The sequence below is a fragment of the Moraxella sp. K02 genome (genome assembly GCF_041154755.1).
Lineage (GTDB): Bacteria > Pseudomonadota > Gammaproteobacteria > Pseudomonadales > Moraxellaceae > Faucicola.
In genome coordinates this window covers 133606-150169 of the sequence record NZ_AP031590.1, presented here as the reverse complement: position 1 = coordinate 150169, position 16564 = coordinate 133606, and the positions used below count along the sequence as shown (strand labels likewise).

The 16564-nt window shown below is 46.2% G+C and carries 11 protein-coding genes; 3 read left to right on the top strand and 8 right to left on the bottom strand.

The genetic code is table 11. From position 1 onward, the window contains the following. Window positions 1–17 precede the first annotated feature (17 nt). Genes ACAM39_RS00655 through ACAM39_RS00645 form a run of 3 tightly spaced genes read right to left on the bottom strand, consistent with a single transcriptional unit; the run spans window position 18 to window position 4092 of the window. Window positions 18–2441: a molybdopterin cofactor-binding domain-containing protein gene (locus tag ACAM39_RS00655; protein WP_369627851.1), complete on the bottom strand. Its 2424-nt coding sequence runs from the start codon at window positions 2439–2441 to the stop codon at window positions 18–20. Next, window positions 2438–3481, bottom strand: a complete 1044-nt coding sequence (locus ACAM39_RS00650; RefSeq protein WP_369627850.1) for an FAD binding domain-containing protein — start codon at window positions 3479–3481, stop codon at window positions 2438–2440. Before ACAM39_RS00650 ends, ACAM39_RS00655 begins: the two co-directional genes overlap by 4 nt. Next, window positions 3478–4092: a 2Fe-2S iron-sulfur cluster-binding protein gene (locus ACAM39_RS00645; protein WP_369627849.1), complete on the bottom strand. Its 615-nt coding sequence runs from the start codon at window positions 4090–4092 to the stop codon at window positions 3478–3480. The genes ACAM39_RS00650 and ACAM39_RS00645 overlap by 4 nt, the downstream gene beginning before the upstream one ends. 809 nt (window positions 4093–4901) lie before the next feature. Here ACAM39_RS00645 and ACAM39_RS00640 point away from each other — a divergent pair. From ACAM39_RS00640 to ACAM39_RS00630, 3 genes are all read left to right on the top strand, one after another. Then, a complete protein-coding gene (locus tag ACAM39_RS00640) occupies window positions 4902–6266 on the top strand; it encodes a diaminobutyrate--2-oxoglutarate transaminase (RefSeq protein ID WP_369627848.1) in 1365 nt (454 codons plus the stop codon). A gap of 103 nt (window positions 6267–6369) precedes the next feature. Beyond that, window positions 6370–7344 carry a DUF4365 domain-containing protein gene (locus ACAM39_RS00635; protein ID WP_369627847.1) on the top strand — a complete coding sequence of 325 codons (975 nt, stop codon included), beginning with the start codon at window positions 6370–6372 and terminating at the stop codon, window positions 7342–7344. Window positions 7345–7403: 59 nt separating this feature from the next. Next, window positions 7404–8963, top strand: a complete 1560-nt coding sequence (locus ACAM39_RS00630; RefSeq protein ID WP_369627846.1) for a pyridoxal phosphate-dependent decarboxylase family protein — start codon at window positions 7404–7406, stop codon at window positions 8961–8963. 49 nt (window positions 8964–9012) lie between these two features. Here ACAM39_RS00630 and ACAM39_RS00625 read toward each other — a convergent pair whose 3' ends face one another. The 5 genes from ACAM39_RS00625 to ACAM39_RS00605 all read right to left on the bottom strand — a co-directional run bounded on the left by ACAM39_RS00625 (window position 9013) and on the right by ACAM39_RS00605 (window position 16527). Next, entirely contained in the window at window positions 9013–10458 is a 1446-nt protein-coding gene (locus ACAM39_RS00625) for an L-serine ammonia-lyase (RefSeq protein ID WP_369627845.1), read from the bottom strand. A gap of 217 nt (window positions 10459–10675) precedes the next feature. After that, window positions 10676–11863 carry an ABC transporter permease gene (locus ACAM39_RS00620; RefSeq protein WP_369627844.1) on the bottom strand — a complete coding sequence of 396 codons (1188 nt, stop codon included), beginning with the start codon at window positions 11861–11863 and terminating at the stop codon, window positions 10676–10678. Beyond that, the gene (locus ACAM39_RS00615; RefSeq protein ID WP_369627843.1) at window positions 11863–13305 is read right to left on the bottom strand and encodes an ABC transporter permease; all 1443 of its coding nucleotides are present in this window, start codon (window positions 13303–13305) and stop codon (window positions 11863–11865) included. Before ACAM39_RS00615 ends, ACAM39_RS00620 begins: the two co-directional genes overlap by 1 nt. A gap of 8 nt (window positions 13306–13313) precedes the next feature. Continuing rightward, entirely contained in the window at window positions 13314–14525 is a 1212-nt protein-coding gene (locus tag ACAM39_RS00610; protein ID WP_369627842.1) for an HlyD family secretion protein, read from the bottom strand. A 46-nt stretch (window positions 14526–14571) separates the two neighbouring features. Next, a complete protein-coding gene (locus ACAM39_RS00605) occupies window positions 14572–16527 on the bottom strand; it encodes a TolC family protein (RefSeq protein WP_369627841.1) in 1956 nt (651 codons plus the stop codon). Window positions 16528–16564: the final 37 nt, after the last annotated feature.

The following is a 16564-nucleotide window of genomic DNA, read 5'->3' as shown; positions in this document are numbered from 1 at the left end:
AATGACAGTGTACTCGATTACAGTAATGGCAACTGGTACAGCAGTTTATCCAAGGTAATGGGATAGTCTCGTACTCTAACGCCTGTGGCATTAAAAATTGCATTGGCAATGGCTGCCCCTGCCCCTGATAATGCCAATTCACCTATGCCCTTGCTATGGAGCGGATTGGCATAGGGGTCAGTTTCGGGTAACATTATTACCTCTAAGTCAGGCACATCGGCATTCACACACACTTGATATTCGGCTAAATCGTGATTACATAGGCGACCGTCACGTTTGTCATGGTGAATTTGCTCCATCAAGGCAGCCCCTATACCAAACACCATACCACCAAAGCACTGCGAGCGCGCTGTTTTTTCATTTAAAATACGCCCTGCGGCAAATGTGCCTTGCATACGGCGAACCCGAATTTCACCCGTTACCCGGTGTACCGCGACTTCAGCGAACTGTGCGCCATAGCCTGCATGACGGTATTCTTTTTTGGTTTTACCAGGTTCGATTTCACCATTAGCTACCAAGCCATGAGGGGTATATTGCTGCAAAAAACTGCTCAGCGATAACTGGGTATCGACTTGTTCCCAATCGAGTACATTATCTTGGTGGTCCACAGAGACCCCAGAATTAAACCCTGTTTTTTCTGCTAGTCTATCCAACGTATCGGTTAACGTATGGTTAATTTTTTCGCCAATTTTTTCAGCTAGGCTAGGGTCATGCTCAAATTGTCTATATAGATTGCCTTGTTTAAAGCCAATGCTATCGGCATGCAGTCCCACACTCTGGGCAATCTTTTCTCGTAGCGCTTCACATGCCATATAAATAGAACTACCAGCACTTGATGCTCCCCAGCTACCGCCTGACCCTGCAGCAGGCGGCAAATCAGTATCGCCAAGTTTGACCTCGACATGGTCAATCGGTAAGCCTAGCATATCGGCAACCACTTGCGCAAAAATAGTATAGCTACCTGTACCGATATCAGTCATGTCAGTTTCGATACGAGCCATGACCCCAAGCGGTTTATCAGAGGGCAACAAGCTCACACGGGCTTGCGAGGGTTTTAATTCGTTGCTACGCGCGGCACACGCCATCCCATAGCCAATCAGCCAATCTCCCTCGAGGCGACTCGCGGGTGTTTGTGGGCGTTTATCCCACCCAAAGGCTTTTGCCCCTTGCTCCATACACGCCAGCAATTTTCGGGTGCTGTAGGGAATTTTTTTGCTTGGGTCTTCGCTCGGTTCATTGCGTTTTCGCAGTTCGATTGGGCACAGCTTTAGTGCATGCGCCAGTTCGTCCATGGCACATTCGAGTGCCAACTGACCCACTGCTTCGCCAGGGGCACGCATAGAACCTGTTAAGGTAAAATTCATGCGCGCCATTTCGTATTTGATTTGGCGATTGTCACCGCCATACAAAAAGTGAGTAGAGACCGCCACTGGCTCAAAAAACGTTTCTGAAGGTAAATTGGTGACAATGCTATTGTGAATAATGGTATGGATTTTACCATCTTTATCCGCCCCCAATGCCACCCGTTGTTCGGTGTTGGTGCGTCTGACGGTAGTTTCCATGACTTGCGGTCTGGTCATGTTCACCAGTACCGGGCGTTTTAAGTCTTTAGCTGCAATGGCTGCCATCACGGACTCTGGCGAAATACCCAGTTTTGAGCCAAACCCGCCACCAACATAGGGCGATAGCAAACGGACATCGTCTTCGGGTATATCTAAGGCTTTGGCAAGTTGTATTTTGGAAGAGGCAAGCATTTGGTTAGAGGTATGAAGCGTTAGCTTACTCTCAAACCAACGCGCCAACGAACTGTGCGGTTCCATCGGCATGTTACTTTGGCTTGGCGTGGTATAAGTCACATCGACCTTGACTTCTGCTTGCTTAAGCGTTTTTTCAGGTTTGCCAATGTCGTCACTTTTATCGGTTATCCAATCGATAAATTGGGTATGCTTTTTTTGCTTGTTAAAGTCAAAATGCCCGTGTTTTTCATCATTTTCATAGTCAATCTGTAACGCCTTCGCGCCTTCTTGAGCTGCCTCTAGGGTTTCTGCGACTACCAAAGCAATCGGCTGTCCATGATAAAAAACCTCGCTTGCGCCTTGCACAGGTGCCATTTTAACACCTCCTTGTTGCGGGTTGCGTAAGAACAGCGGGTCATGAAACACCCCAATCACACCTGCAACTTGTAAGGCGGTATCTTCATGTACTTTTTTTACTTTGCCTTTACCGATGGTTGCACCGACCATGACACCATGACACAAGTCGTCAAATTGGTGCTCAGCAGTATACGTGGCTTTGCCTGCGACTTTTAGGTGTCCTTCAATACGGCTCAGTGGTTTGCCAACGAGCTTGCTATCGGTCGTATCTAGCCGTGACTCGACAGGCTTGTCCATGGTCATTTTTTTTTCAAGGGGCGATTCGCCAAAAATTTGTGTTAGGCTCATGCACTCACTCCACTACTTAAAGGACTTGATTGATTGGGTTGTTGTAACGCCCGCTGCACAACATGGTGTAAAAGACGCTGTACTAGCACGGTCTTGTATTCGGTTTGTTCATCGGTTTTTGCTTCTTTGAATAGGGTCGCCACCGCAAGCTCAATACTCACGGCATCGCCTGTACTACCAATCAATATTTTTTCAATCTCGGTATTTCGCCACGGCTGACTGCCAATACCGCCAAATGCAAGTCGCACATTGGTGAGTGTATCATTATCATGCTCAATCACGGCAGCGACGGACACCAAAGCAAAGGCATACGACGCACGGTCACGCACTTTGTCATAGCTATGCACGCCTTTTAAGGGTGGCGGTAGAATGATATGGGTAATCAAATCACCTAAATTTAAACAAGTTTCAATATGGGGGGTTTGCTCAGGTAAGCGATAAAATTCAGCGATAGGTACTTGGCGGGTTTGTCCGTCGGCTTGCTGGATAACAATGACGGCATCAAGTAATCGCATTGCCACCGCCATATCCGATGGATGGGTGGCAATACACTGCTCGCTCGTACCTAAAATTGCCAAATTCTGATGAAGACCTGCTTTTGCCCCGCAGCCAGAATTGGGCTCACGCTTATTACACGGACTATCGGGCTGATAAAAATAATAACAACGGGTACGCTGTAGTAGATTGCCACCGGTACTGGCTTTGTTACGCAGTTGCGGCGATGCACCCGACAACAAGGCACGAGCAAGCACCGCGTAATCTTGACGAATAGCAGGGTGAGCCGCTAATTCACTATTACTGACCATAGCGCCAATTTTTAACCCACCTTCTGGCGTGGCTTCAATTGTATTAAGCGGCAAACGTGAAATATCAATCAGTTGTGTTGGCTGTTCGATTTCGAGTTTCATCAAATCAAGTAAATTGGTACCCCCAGCGATAAAAAACGGACGCTGCGCCTCAGCCAAATCCCCCTCAGCTAAAGTGGCTATTTTGATGGCATCATCCACCGAGTTGGCGCGCTGATAATCAAACGTTTTCATAGCGACACTCCTGTAGCCTGAGTAGCTGCTGTCTGAGCTGTCTGAATAGTTACCTTATCTGTCTCTGCCGAAAAACCTGTTTCTTGTAATACCTGTTTAATCGCTCGCACGATGTTGGGATATGCCGAGCAGCGACAGATATTGCCACTCATACGCTCAGAGATTTCTTTGTCTAATTGTTGTTTAAATTGCGCTGTATCGTTTGATAAAGGCTGCATCAAATCATCCGACACATGACTTGCCCAGTTTTGGCGGAGTTCTTCAATCATCGCTTTGGTCGAGCAAATTTGCCCAGGGGTACAATAACCACATTGAAAGGCGTCATGTTCCAAAAACGCTTGTTGAATCGGGTCAAGCGCTTCAGGTGAGCCAATGCCTTCAATGGTTTCGATGCTATCGCCTTCGTGCATGACCGCTAGGGTCAGACAGCTGTTGACCCGCTGACCGTTAATCAGCATGGTACACGCGCCACACTGACCGTGGTCACAGCCTTTTTTGCTGCCAGTCAAGCCAAGATGATTGCGACAGACATCTAGCACCGTGGTGCGTACATCTAGATTCGTCAACGTGTGTTGTTGCTGATTGATAGTGAGTGTTAGAGCTTGTGGCATAAAGTCGCTTCTCGTCTAGTTGTTATGGATTTATTGGTAAGTGTGTTATCTAGGATTGACGTATGTTATCAGACTTGTTTCTAAAAATTCGCTACGCCTTGCCTACGCAAGGACGATGGTAACATTAGAAGGGTTTGTTGTTTTCGCGTATGCAGCCATCCCGTTTTTTTGGCAATTTTTTTTGGCAGTTTATTTTGCTAGGTAATTGATTTTTTATTATATTTTTTTTAATCAGCTTTTGTATGTTTATTCGTGTAAAGGTCTCAATAAGCAATTTAGCTTTTATAAAATTTTGATGGTGTCAGCTTGGATGTTGTTAGCCTTGTTGACACTTGCCTATTTTGTACCAAGTAATTCATTAATATGGTATTAACTAGGTAATTTTTTTATCATTATCGTGACTGAAATTGTGACTGCAGAGTTTCATAACCTGCATAGACTATCAACGATTGTCAAACTTTCCACACTGCTTCGTAGTGTTGTGCCGCTCATCACTCACCTTTCTCACCGCTTGCCATGATTTTTTGCCTTTGCCATCGCAAAACACACCCTATGTTATCAATTTGAAAGATTGACCCGATTTTTTGCAAAAAAGACTGTATTTTTCACAAAAAAAGGGTATCATGCCCCCATAAATTTTGAGCGTTATATTGTTAGGTCTTGGGTGCAGTGTCATGGCATTTTGGGGTTTTGCGGTATAACGTTTTTGTTTTGGTGTCAGTCATCCTGACTGATATGTTATTCACAAGTTCGAGAAAGATAGCCACAAGCAAATTTTCTTAAACCCTTATCTGAGATGGTAATCCGATATGAGCGTTCACACCCCTGTACACCCTATTTCTCATGCCACTAACGAATATTACTTAACTCGTCAAAGCACGATGGAATCTAATGTTCGTAGTTATCCCCGCAAACTACCGCTAGCTATAGCTAAAGCCCAAGGTATTTGGGTCACCGATGTTGAAGGCAATGATTACCTTGATTGCCTAGCCGGTGCTGGTACATTAGCCTTGGGTCACAATCACCCAGCCGTCAAACAAGCCTTATACGATGTGTTAGAAAGTGGCCTGCCACTGCACACCCTAGATATCACCACACCTGTCAAAGATGCATTTACCGAATCCTTGCTGTCTTTTTTTCCAAAAGATTTTGTATTGCAATTTTGCGGTCCGACCGGTGCTGACGGTACAGAAGCGGCGATTAAATTAGCAAAAACTTATACAGGGCGTGACAACGTTATCGCATTTAGCGGTGGTTATCATGGTATGACCCATGGCGCGCTTGCCATGACCGGCAATTTGTCTGCCAAAGAGAAAGTTGGCAATTTGATGCCAGGGGTACAGTTTATGCCCTATCCGCATGAATACCGCTGCCCACTTGGGCTTGGTGGTGAAGCGGGCGTGGATGCGCTGACTTACTATTTTGAAAACTTTATTGAAGATGTTGAAAGCGGCGTGGTCAAACCTGCTGCGGTCATCCTAGAAGCAATTCAAGGTGAAGGCGGTGTTGTGCCTGCGCCCAAAAAATGGCTACAGAAAATCCGTGAAGTGACCGCTAAGCATGATATTGTATTGATTTTGGATGAAGTGCAAGCTGGGTTTGCGCGCTCAGGCAAAATGTTTGCCTTCGAACATGCCGACATCGTGCCTGACGTGGTGGTGATGAGTAAAGCGGTTGGGGGTGGTTTGCCATTGTGCGTACTTGCCATCAACAAAAAATTCGACGCATGGGCACCAGCCGGTCACACCGGTACTTTCCGTGGCAATCAGCTTGCAATGGCGGCATCGATTCAGGTATTGGATGAAATCCGCAGCAAAAACTTGGCAGAAAATGCACGTATTCGTGGTGAATTCTTGCGCGATGAACTCAAAAAAATCGCTAAAGAATTCCCTTGTATCGGTAACGTGCGCGGTCGCGGCTTGATGACGGGTATTGAGATTGTCGATGAGCGTAAACCTGCTGACCGTATCGGCTCGTATCCTGCTGATATTGACATGGCAAACGCGATTCAAAGAGCGTGTTTTGACAACAAGTTACTGCTGGAAAAAGGCGGTCGTGGCGGTACAGTCATTCGCTTGCTTTGCCCGATTAACATCACTCAAGAAGAATGTGATGCGGTGCTTGAACGCTTTAAAAAGGCAGTCAAAGAAGCCGTGCAAAAAGTACGTGGGTAGTTGATTGCATTGAAATAAAACGGTAAAGTTACCTTGTGGCTTTACCGTTTTTTGTGTAATTTTTAATGAAAGTTTCGATTGGGAAAGGATAATATTTAAAAAAATGACTAATGGTAAACGTCGTTCTCTCAATCAAATTAAAGAAGATAATTCAGCCCGGATTTTCCGACAGAAATTACCAGAAACTTGGGTTATTCATAACTATAGTCCTGATTATGGTATTGATTGTATTGTAGAGCTTTTCGAATACATAGATGATAGTAAATTTATGGCAGAAACTCTTGGTGAAAGTTTCTATGTACAACTAAAAGCTTCTGACTCTTTAAAATATACTAATAGGACTGCTTTTGCTAGAGGCAATGTAGCTAAAGCGGAATTAATTGAGAATAAGCAAGAATATACGAAAATTGATATTTTAAGCTTTAATCTTGATGTTTCTGATTTAATCACTGTTCAGCGTTTAGGTACTGCTATTCCTGTCCTATTAGTCGTAGTAGATGTCATTACAGAAAGAATTTTCTTTGTATGTCTAAATGATTATATTGATAAAGTTTTAATCCCTGAAGATCCAATTTTTTATCAAAAAAAATCAAAACAAATTTACATTCCATTGTCTAATGAAATTACAACTGAAAATGAGAGCTTAGTTCCTTTAAGGACTTATAGTAAAAGAGCCAAAATGTATGGTGCTTTTTCTAAATTTTTTTATCAATATTCTGAAATTGGCAGAATGATTGGTCAAGGATTTGTGAAAGAAAATTTAAGTAATGAAGACAAAATTAAGTTTATTAAGTATTTTGCTGAAAGTTGTTTGAATAATGATATTTGGAGAAGTCATGAGTTTTGGCAACCAATTTCAGCTTCTGAAAATGAGATTATCGATGTTTTAACAAGTATAAGTAATGGTACGGTTGTAAGCTACGAAATCCATTTTATAGAATATTGTTACAATCATGTCTGGCGTAGATTGGTTAATCTGGCGAATATGTATGAAGAAATTGTTCGAGAATGGTTTTTACCAACGCTATTAGGACAACTACTCTCAAACCCTAATAATGTAAATATTGTGAAGAAATAGTATATTTTTAGCTTTCATCAAATTTGAATTCTAAATTTATTAACTTAATTGGAGTTAAAATGTCAAATCTATCTAAGCACCGCCAAGCGTTATTTTGCAATGACAGCCAGTCCATTGCTGATTACCAAAAAAACATGAATACTGCTGTACAAGCCGTCACCGATTGGCTCAAAAATGACAAAATGTACACCGGCGGTAGTATCAAGCAGCTGCGCGCTGAGATTGCTTTTCAGCCATCAAAAGAAGGACTTGGCTTGGAAGCCGCATTAAAACGTTCAGTCGAATTATTCCTTAATAAAAGCCTAAAGGTGCATCACCCCCATTCGCTCGCTCACTTGCACTGCCCAACGATGGTGACCAGTCAAATCGCCGAAGTGCTGATTAATGCCACCAACCAATCGATGGACTCTTGGGATCAAAGCCCAGCTGGGTCACTGATGGAAGTGCAACTGATTGATTGGCTACGTCAAAAAGTCGGTTTTGGTAGCGGACAAGCGGGCGTATTTACCTCAGGTGGTACCCAATCCAACTTGATGGGCGTGTTACTCGCCCGTGATTGGTGTATTGCCAACAACTATAAAAATGACGATGGGTCAGAATGGTCCGTACAGCGTGACGGTATCCCAGCCGATGCCATGCAAAAAGTGAAAGTCATCTGCTCAGAAAACGCGCATTTTAGCGTGCAAAAAAACATGGCAATGATGGGCATGGGTTTTCAATCGGTGGTCACTGTGCCAGTCAATGACCAAGCGCAGATGGATGTTGCCGCACTTGAACACACCATGGCGCAATTGAAAGCTGAAGGCAAAATCATCGCCTGTGTGGTCGCTACCGCAGGCACTACCGACGCGGGCGCGATTGACCCAATCCCTGCGATTCGTAAGCTCACCCATGAGTACGGTGCATGGCTTCATATTGATGCCGCTTGGGGCGGTGCGCTGATTTTATCGAATAACTATCGCGATAAACTTGCAGGCATTGAGCAAGCCGACTCTATCACCCTCGACTTCCATAAACATTACTTCCAAAGCATCTCTTGCGGGGCATTTTTGCTCAAAGATGAAGCCAACTATCGCTTCATGCATTATGAAGCTGAGTATTTGAACTCTGCGTATGACGAAGAACATGGCGTACCCAACCTAGTCTCTAAGTCGCTACAAACCACGCGCCGTTTTGATGCGCTAAAATTATGGCTCACGGTGGAAGCCTTGGGCGAAGAATTATACGGCTCGATGATTGACCATGGCGTTGATTTGACCCGAGAAGTCGCTGATTACATCAAAGCGACTGATGGACTTGAATTGTTGGTAGAGCCACAGTTTGCCTCCGTGCTATTTCGCGTGGTACCCAAAGACTACCCGGCTGAGTTGATTGATAGCTTGAACCAAAATGTCGCCGATGAGCTATTCGCCAAAGGTGAAGCCAATATCGGCGTGACGCGCGTCAGTTACCAAAAGCAAGGGGATGCTCACCAAGATGTGCAATCGCTTAAAATGACCACGTTAAGCCCCATCGCGACGCTTGACAATGTCAAAGCCTTATTGGCGCAAGTGTTGGCGCAAGCCGATGACATCAAAGACGGTATTATCACAGGGGATTATCAGCCTGCGATTGATTGATAAGCACAAAAAAACCGATTCCTTAGCGAATCGGTTTTTTATTGTAGCACTAACACTGACTGTAATTGACCGTCACATCCAGCGTCGGAATCAGATTTGACTGGGCGGCAACATCCTCATCTAGGACATTGATAGCAAGCCCGCCCATTGCGGTCTCTTTATATTTTGACATCATATCTCTGCCTGTCTCTTTCATGGTTTTGATGGCTTTATCAAGCGATACCACATGTTGTCCATTGCCTTTAAGCGCAAGCCTTGAGGCATTAATCGCTTTTACTGCCGCCATGGCATTGCGTTCGATACAAGGCACTTGCACCAACCCCGCAATCGGGTCACACGTCATGCCAAGGTGATGTTCGATGCCAATTTCGGCAGCATTGGCACATTGGGCAGGACTACCGCCAAGCACATAGGTTAACCCTGCCGCCGCCATCGCACACGCCGATCCGACTTCCCCTTGACAGCCCACTTCTGCGCCTGAGATGCTGGCATTTTCTTTGATAATGATGCCAATCGCCGCAGCAGTTAGCAGAAAATCATGCAAACCTTGCAGCGTATAACTTGGACAAAAATCTCGATAATAATGCATAACCGCAGGTATCACGCCTGCCGCACCATTGGTGGGTGCGGTCACCACACGTCCGCCACTGGCGTTTTCTTCATTAACTGCCAACGCGTACAGATTCACCCAATCCATCACGGCAAGGGCATCATTAAACGCTTTTCGGCTATCGGCAGCGGATAACTGCTGATAAATCGCCTTGGCGCGGCGCTGTACTTGTAAGCCCCCTGGCAAAATACCATCGTGGCAACAACCATCATTGACACAGTCTTGCATGACTCGCCAAATGTCATTAAGTCCACCCAGCAGCTCATCTTCACTCAAGTTAGCCAGTTCATTGGCTCGAACGACCTGGGCGATTGACAGTTGATGGTGTTGGCAAATTTGTAATAATTCTTTGGCGTTGTTAAAAGGATAAGGTACTGGTTTTTTGACACTTTCAATCACCGGTTCTTTTGCTTGGGCTTCTTGCTCAGTCTGCACAAACCCGCCGCCGATTGAATAATAAGTATTTTGGTAAACAATGTCATTGCCTGTAAAAGCAGTGATAGTCAAAGCATTGGGATGATGGGGCAGCGATACCCTACCATTTAGGATTAAATCTTTGTCAGCAACAAAGTTAATCTCATGCTGCTGATTGAGACACAGCGTGTTTTGCGTTTGGATATCGGCAATTTTTTGTGAAATAGCGGTGACATCAGTCGTCTGTGGTTGCTCCCCCATCAAACCTAGCATCACCGCTATATCACTACCATGCCCTTTACCCGTCGCACCGAGCGAACCAAACAGCTCGGCTTGCACCCTATCTACCTGCGTGAATAGCTGCTGCTGTGATAATGCGCTAACGAACAGATTCGCCGCTTTCATCGGTCCGACGGTATGCGAACTTGAAGGTCCAATCCCAATTTTAAATAAATCAAAAATACTGATCACTGATAAATCCTATATGCCAATCAGTTGAAAAATTCAATTATGTTGTGTTCATTGTGTTAGATAACCACGAATTGCCCATGTGTGTCAATGTGCTATCGAAAAGTTTATCAAATGATAGATGATAGATACTTGCTACACGCATCGCAAATTTGGCAAGTAACCAGATTTATAGCCACGTGTGTAACCGCATGAGGAAGAAAATAACCGTTGGCAAGGATTAATCTGCTAACGATTCACTTTCTTTACTCGCTAATAAAAGCAGCAGCAATAAACAAACCAAGAAGATCATCATGAGCGCCATGAGATACACGTTAACATACGCCAGTGGCACGCCCATTTGGTTCAGCATCACAGATGCATTCATCCCAGAGGTGCTAGGTAACACCCAGCGTATATACTGCAGTGGCTCAGGCAGCATTTGATACGGCCATGAAATCCCTGAGACAAACAGCATCGGCATTGAACTTGCGACCAAGATTTGCATCGCCCGTTCTCGCGCCCCAAACCACACCCCAAGTAGACAGCCCAGTGCCGTTACCGCGGGGAAAAACAGGGCAAGCAGTACCAGTGAACCCGTTAGATTTTGGTTACGGATATAATCATTGTTGGAAAATACCCAGCCATAATAAAAGCAGCCGAGCACAAAACCAAAACACGCTAAGCCCAATATTCGCGCAAGCCACGTTTTCATCGAAGCGCGGTGCATGTCTTGCTCTGCCCAAGTACCCACTAGCATTGCTGTGCCCATCAAAAACATCTGCTGCAGAATCAATATCGCAACCGCAGGGACAATGTAGCTGCCATAGCCTTCGGTACGGTTGTATAACGGATTAATCGTCAGCGCAACAGGGGAAATATTGTTTTTGGCAACCGTGATATCTTGCCCGATGGCGACATTTTTTTGTACCTTCGCCCCTGCAGACACGGTGCCGATGACTTCTAAAAACCCCGATTGTACTTGTTTATTGAGCAAAAAATAGTTACCGTTGGCAAGGATACTCACCTTGGCAGGTTGTCCTGTAGTCACTTTTTGATACAGCCCTGAGGGTATCACCATGTAGCCTGCAATTTTGCCTTGCCACATCAGCTGCTTGGCACTGTTTTCATCGTTTACAATGGTGCTTTGGATGCGCGGATTGGCTTGGGCGTAGCTGATTATGGTTTGCGATAAACTTGAATGGTCATAATCCACTACTGCCACAGGAACATGACGCACCACTTCTTTTGAATACGGCCACGGATAAAAAAAGCCATAAATAATCGGGGCAATCAGTAGCATACTGAGCACCCCTTTGTCTTGAAACACGCTGCGCCATACATGCAAAACTTGCAGCAAAAAACCGCGCTCCCAAATGTTTGCAGTTTTGTTTACGTCGACTTTGCAGGGCGTTGTCTGGGTAGGCATCAGCGTTGCCCCCATTTTTCAGGCTTCAGCAAGGCCTTTTTGGTCAACAAGGCGGCTAACAACAAGGTAATCATAACGGCAATAAAAAATCCCATAAAGCTGCTATAGGCAAACGATGGCGGTGCACCCATTTGTAATTGGGCGGTCTGCAAGTTGAGATAATGGGTTAATGGCAGGGCATTTGCCCAACGCTGTGCGGCAGGACTCATCGCCAAAAATGGAAACGTCACCCCTGAAAAAGCAAATGACGGCGCGGAGATAAATCCGGTAAATGACAAGCCTTGACGATACGAAAACGTGCCGACCGTGACAATCACCCCAAGCCAGAACGACACCATCATAAACATTAAAAATATCAGATAAGTAATCGCCACGGATGCCAAACGAATGGGGAAAATTTGCATCACCAACGTCAATGCCACCGCTGCCCAAAGCGTATAGGCAAACATCGCCCAAATTAGTTTGCCATTGAGCCCTGCGATAATCAGCGATAGTTTGGGTTTTTGTTGCCCTAGTGTGGCAGGATGGTTAGGGTTAAAGGGGCGGTTAAAGGGGCGGTTAAAGGGGCGGTTAAAGGCATGGTTACTGGCAAATTTGGGGGATTTTAGCGACTGGTACCATTCACCTAGCGTCTTGTCGACAAGCTCTCGCCCGACAGTTGACGCGCCAATCACCATTGATAAAATATGTAGCAAGGCTGGTACCACAGTGACCGCCAAAAATTGCTGATAATTATTGGCGGTATTAAACAGTGCCACACTTTGCGATTGTATCGGTGCATAACTGGTTTTGGTCAGAGTGACATCTTCGCCAATGGCGACTCGCCGCTGCATCTCTGCCCCTGCCGAAAAGGTACTAACTGCTGTCTGTACCGCTTTTTGTATCATGCCTGAATGCGTGCCATACTGGGCATTGACATTGAGTAGCAAGCGCGAGGTTTTGCCAGCCAGTAGATTGGTTGAAAAATTCTCTGGGATTTCAACCACCGCCATGACACCGGTAGTCTCGATGGCTTGCTGAGCGGCAGCGGCACTATGAAGACTTTTGGCCACTGCAACTTCAGGCGTCGCATCAATATAACGGATAATCGTCGCAGATTGCGCGGAGTGGTCATTGTCTATGACCGCAATCGGAATCCCGACTGCCATGCCTTTGCTAAAAATCCACCAAACCAAAAATATCAGCACAATGGGCATCCAAAACATCAAGGAAAAATCCCAACGATTTTGCACCAAAAAATCCCATTCTCGGCGCGCACTGTACCAAAACGCCGCAAAGAATTGCACAAAGCCTGAGCGGTTATCAAACTGCGCATACGCATGACGCTCATGGTCATTGTCACTAGCCCTAGCACTGTCACTAGCACTGACACTGGCATTTGGCACAGCGGACGATGTCGGTGACGCTTTAGAGCGCTTATTTGATGTCAGTTTTGATGTCATGGTTGACTTCATTGTGTTTGGGTTGGCTGCTGGCTTGCCGGTATATCAACCAATACGGTCATGCCCTGTCTTAGGCGTGTATCTGACTGGCTCGGGCGCGCACGAATCTCAAAGGTACGCATATCAAAGCCGTCTTTGCTGTTGGTCGGGCGCCACGTGGCAAAATCTGATAGCACGGAACTTGCGTACACTTTAAACACTTGGCGGTAAGGCTGATTGTTGACCGATAACGCAGGAACAGTACCGCTAAATTCACTACCGACTGCAAAATGATTTAGATTGTTTTCGGTAACGTTAAGCACGACCCATTGGTCTTTGGGGTCAACAATGGTCATCAGTGGTACGCCCTGTCCAACCACTTGACCTGGTTTGACAATCACGTTGTCCACGATACCCGCAATCGGGCATTTAAGATTGGCTTCTTCTTTGGCCACCATCGCTTCTTTAAGCTTGCCTTCTACTTGGCTGACTTGCGCTTGGGCGGCGGTTTTATCTTCACTGCGCGCGCCCGTTTTGGCTAACTCATATTGGGCTTTGGCGATTTTGGCTTTATCGACACTGGCGACATAGTTGGTATAGGCTTCGTCACGTTTTTGCCGCGACATCAAGCCTTCTGCCGCTAGTCGGTTGATACGCTCGTAGGTGACTTTGGCAAGGTCAGCAGCGGATTGGGCAGCATCGTACTGGTATTTTGCCATTTCAATTTCTTGCGGTCTTGCGCCATTGTTGGCTTTGTCCAGTTGGCTTTGGGCTAACTCTTTGCCTGCTTGTGCTTCTTCGACCTTGGCATTGATTTCTGGGCTATCCATATCAATTAGGCGTGTGCCGACGCTAATTTCATCGCCTTCTTTGACATAAATATTGGCAATACGACCGGCAACTTTGGCAGCGACAGGCGTTTGCTCTACTTCCATATGCCCTTGGATGGTCACAGGCGCGCTGCGCGTTTCGCGCTTGTCTTTGATTAGCCCCCATGCGACCAGTCCAATCAGCCCAAGGATAATCAAGGCTATAATGATGGTGCGAATTTTACTGGGTTTTTTGTTAGGCGGCACGTAGCGGCTATCCGTCGTAGCGGCTGACAGGCTGTCCTCTATGTGCGGCTCATCGGCAGCTTGGGCGTTCATCGCTGCATTAGCATTATCCGCAGCGCTGTCCAAAGTGTTGTCTTTAGCGTTGTCCATCGCATTGTCTGGTGTTGGGTTTTGTGGATCAGCCATACGGTAAGCCTACTGGTGAAATAAAGACACGGGTTAAAATAATTGATTAGTTCTTACGATGTTCAAAATAAATCGCGGGTAGCTTGACGTCCGCTGCCTGCATATAACGGTTAAACTCTAGCGGCGTACCGCAGCTTTGCATCAAGTCGGCCATTGCCTGCACATAATCATTTGCCGCTTTGGCTTGCTCGGTTTTGGCTTTTTCCAAATTGGCTTCGGCTTGCATCACTTCTACGGCCGTGTTGACGCCTTCTTTAAAGCCAAGCTGACGAAAGCGCAGCATCTCACTGGCGAGCTCAATATTGGTATTTAAGGCAATGAAATTATCGCGTGCATTGTTGACTGTTTGCCAATTTTTTTCTACCAACAACATAATATTATCATTGACATCCACTTGGCTAAATTCGGCTTGGTGCAGCTTGGCAAGGCTAGATTGGGTGCTAATGCGGCGATCTACCCCGCCCCAAAGTTTCCAGTTGGCAGACACCCCGGCAATCCAATTTGGGTCAGCGTCGATTTCAGAGCGACCAAAGACGGTAACATTGGGTTTGTAGGCGGATTCACTAAATTCATGCAGCGCTTTGGCTTGGTTGTACTTGGCGGCAACCTTATCAAAACCTGGGTGATGCATTTTAGCCTGCTGCTGAAAATAACTCAGTGGCGGCAACGGCTTGGTGGATACAAATAAAGGCGATGTTGGTTTGATAAAATACGGCGCCCGCAGTAACCGCTGTAGCGCGGTCATGGCAAGCTCAGCATCATTCAACGCTTTGCTATTTTCGTATTCGGCATCGGCTAAGGCTTTTTTGGCTTCCAAACGCTCGACTTTTGAAATCAGCCCCACATCCAGTGCGCGCTGTGCGGCATGGTCGGTGGCACGAATCGCATTGAGCGCATCGGCGCGTAGATAAGCTGCCATGATGGCAAGCTGGGTTTGAAAATAGCGTTTGGTAAGCGTGGTGTATTGTTCATCCAGTGATAAATCAGCATCGGCACGGCTTTCATCAGTCATACCATTGAGCAAACTGGTCACTGCTTCGGTTTTGTGTCCGTTATAAGCAGACCATAGCACGGTGACATTTGCGCCTGTTCTATTTTTATCGACATTGACAGGGATGCTATTGGGAATCGGATCGGTGATTAAGCCACCGATATCTACTGGCGTGGTAGGCAGCGGCAAGGTGATGGGTAAATTGCCAATATTGTTATTGACTGCGTTGTCAATGGCATTGGCTAGATTGTTTTTAATGCCCGTGGTATCTATATTGTCATCCACATGTACATGCGTGGCACTGGCACCCAGATACACAATTGGTTTGTTTAAGCCTTTGGTTGACTCAGCTCGCAGCTCATTACTCACGATTGCCGCATTGTCAGCCGCGACTTTGGGTGATACTTTGACTAGGTACTGCTGCGCTTGTGCCAGTGTCAAATTACTGGGTACATCCAGGCCATAACTTGGCGGATAAGGCACCCCATTATTGATAGTAGGATCGTAGCTGAGCCCAGCTGCTTTGCCACCTTTGACTTCATTGGAGCGGGTCACGTTTTTTTTTGACGGCGTGTCTGCTGATGGTGCGTCCGTGGCAGGGCTAGCATTTAGCACAGGCTCAGGGTTGGGCGGGGTATTGATTACCGGCGTAAACTCTGCGATGTCGCCACTGGTACTGGGCTGCAATCTGCTAGTGGGCTTTGTGGTTGGCGCTGCCGCTGTGGTTTTAGCCGATATTTTAACAGGCGGCTTGTTAGCATTTTTAGTGGGGGTACTGGTCGTTTTGGTGGTTTTTGTTGTTGTCGTGGTTTTTGTTGTAGTTTTTGTCGGGGTCGTTTTGGTAGTGCTAGGTTTGGTGACCGTGGTCGCAGCAGTCGCTGCCAAAGATAAGGACAAATTCAACGAAACCATTGCCATCGTAAACGCAGACAGGGTAAGCACGCGTGATAGTGGCTGTAGATGATGGCTTACTGGGTAAGTCGATGGTTTGATGGATTGATGTAATTTCATACGACTCGCTAATAACTTGCCTATGGCTTTGCCGCAA

Coding starts and splice junctions, on each gene's coding strand:
- ACAM39_RS00655 (WP_369627851.1), bottom strand. CDS start 2,441: ATGAGCCTAACACAAATTTTTGGCGAATCGCCCCTTGAAAAAAAAATG.
- ACAM39_RS00650 (WP_369627850.1), bottom strand. CDS start 3,481: ATGAAAACGTTTGATTATCAGCGCGCCAACTCGGTGGATGATGCCATC.
- ACAM39_RS00645 (WP_369627849.1), bottom strand. CDS start 4,092: ATGCCACAAGCTCTAACACTCACTATCAATCAGCAACAACACACGTTG.
- ACAM39_RS00640 (WP_369627848.1), top strand. CDS start 4,902: ATGAGCGTTCACACCCCTGTACACCCTATTTCTCATGCCACTAACGAA.
- ACAM39_RS00635 (WP_369627847.1), top strand. CDS start 6,370: ATGACTAATGGTAAACGTCGTTCTCTCAATCAAATTAAAGAAGATAAT.
- ACAM39_RS00630 (WP_369627846.1), top strand. CDS start 7,404: ATGTCAAATCTATCTAAGCACCGCCAAGCGTTATTTTGCAATGACAGC.
- ACAM39_RS00620 (WP_369627844.1), bottom strand. CDS start 11,863: ATGCCTACCCAGACAACGCCCTGCAAAGTCGACGTAAACAAAACTGCA.
- ACAM39_RS00615 (WP_369627843.1), bottom strand. CDS start 13,305: ATGACATCAAAACTGACATCAAATAAGCGCTCTAAAGCGTCACCGACA.
- ACAM39_RS00610 (WP_369627842.1), bottom strand. CDS start 14,525: ATGGCTGATCCACAAAACCCAACACCAGACAATGCGATGGACAACGCT.
- ACAM39_RS00605 (WP_369627841.1), bottom strand. CDS start 16,527: ATGAAATTACATCAATCCATCAAACCATCGACTTACCCAGTAAGCCAT.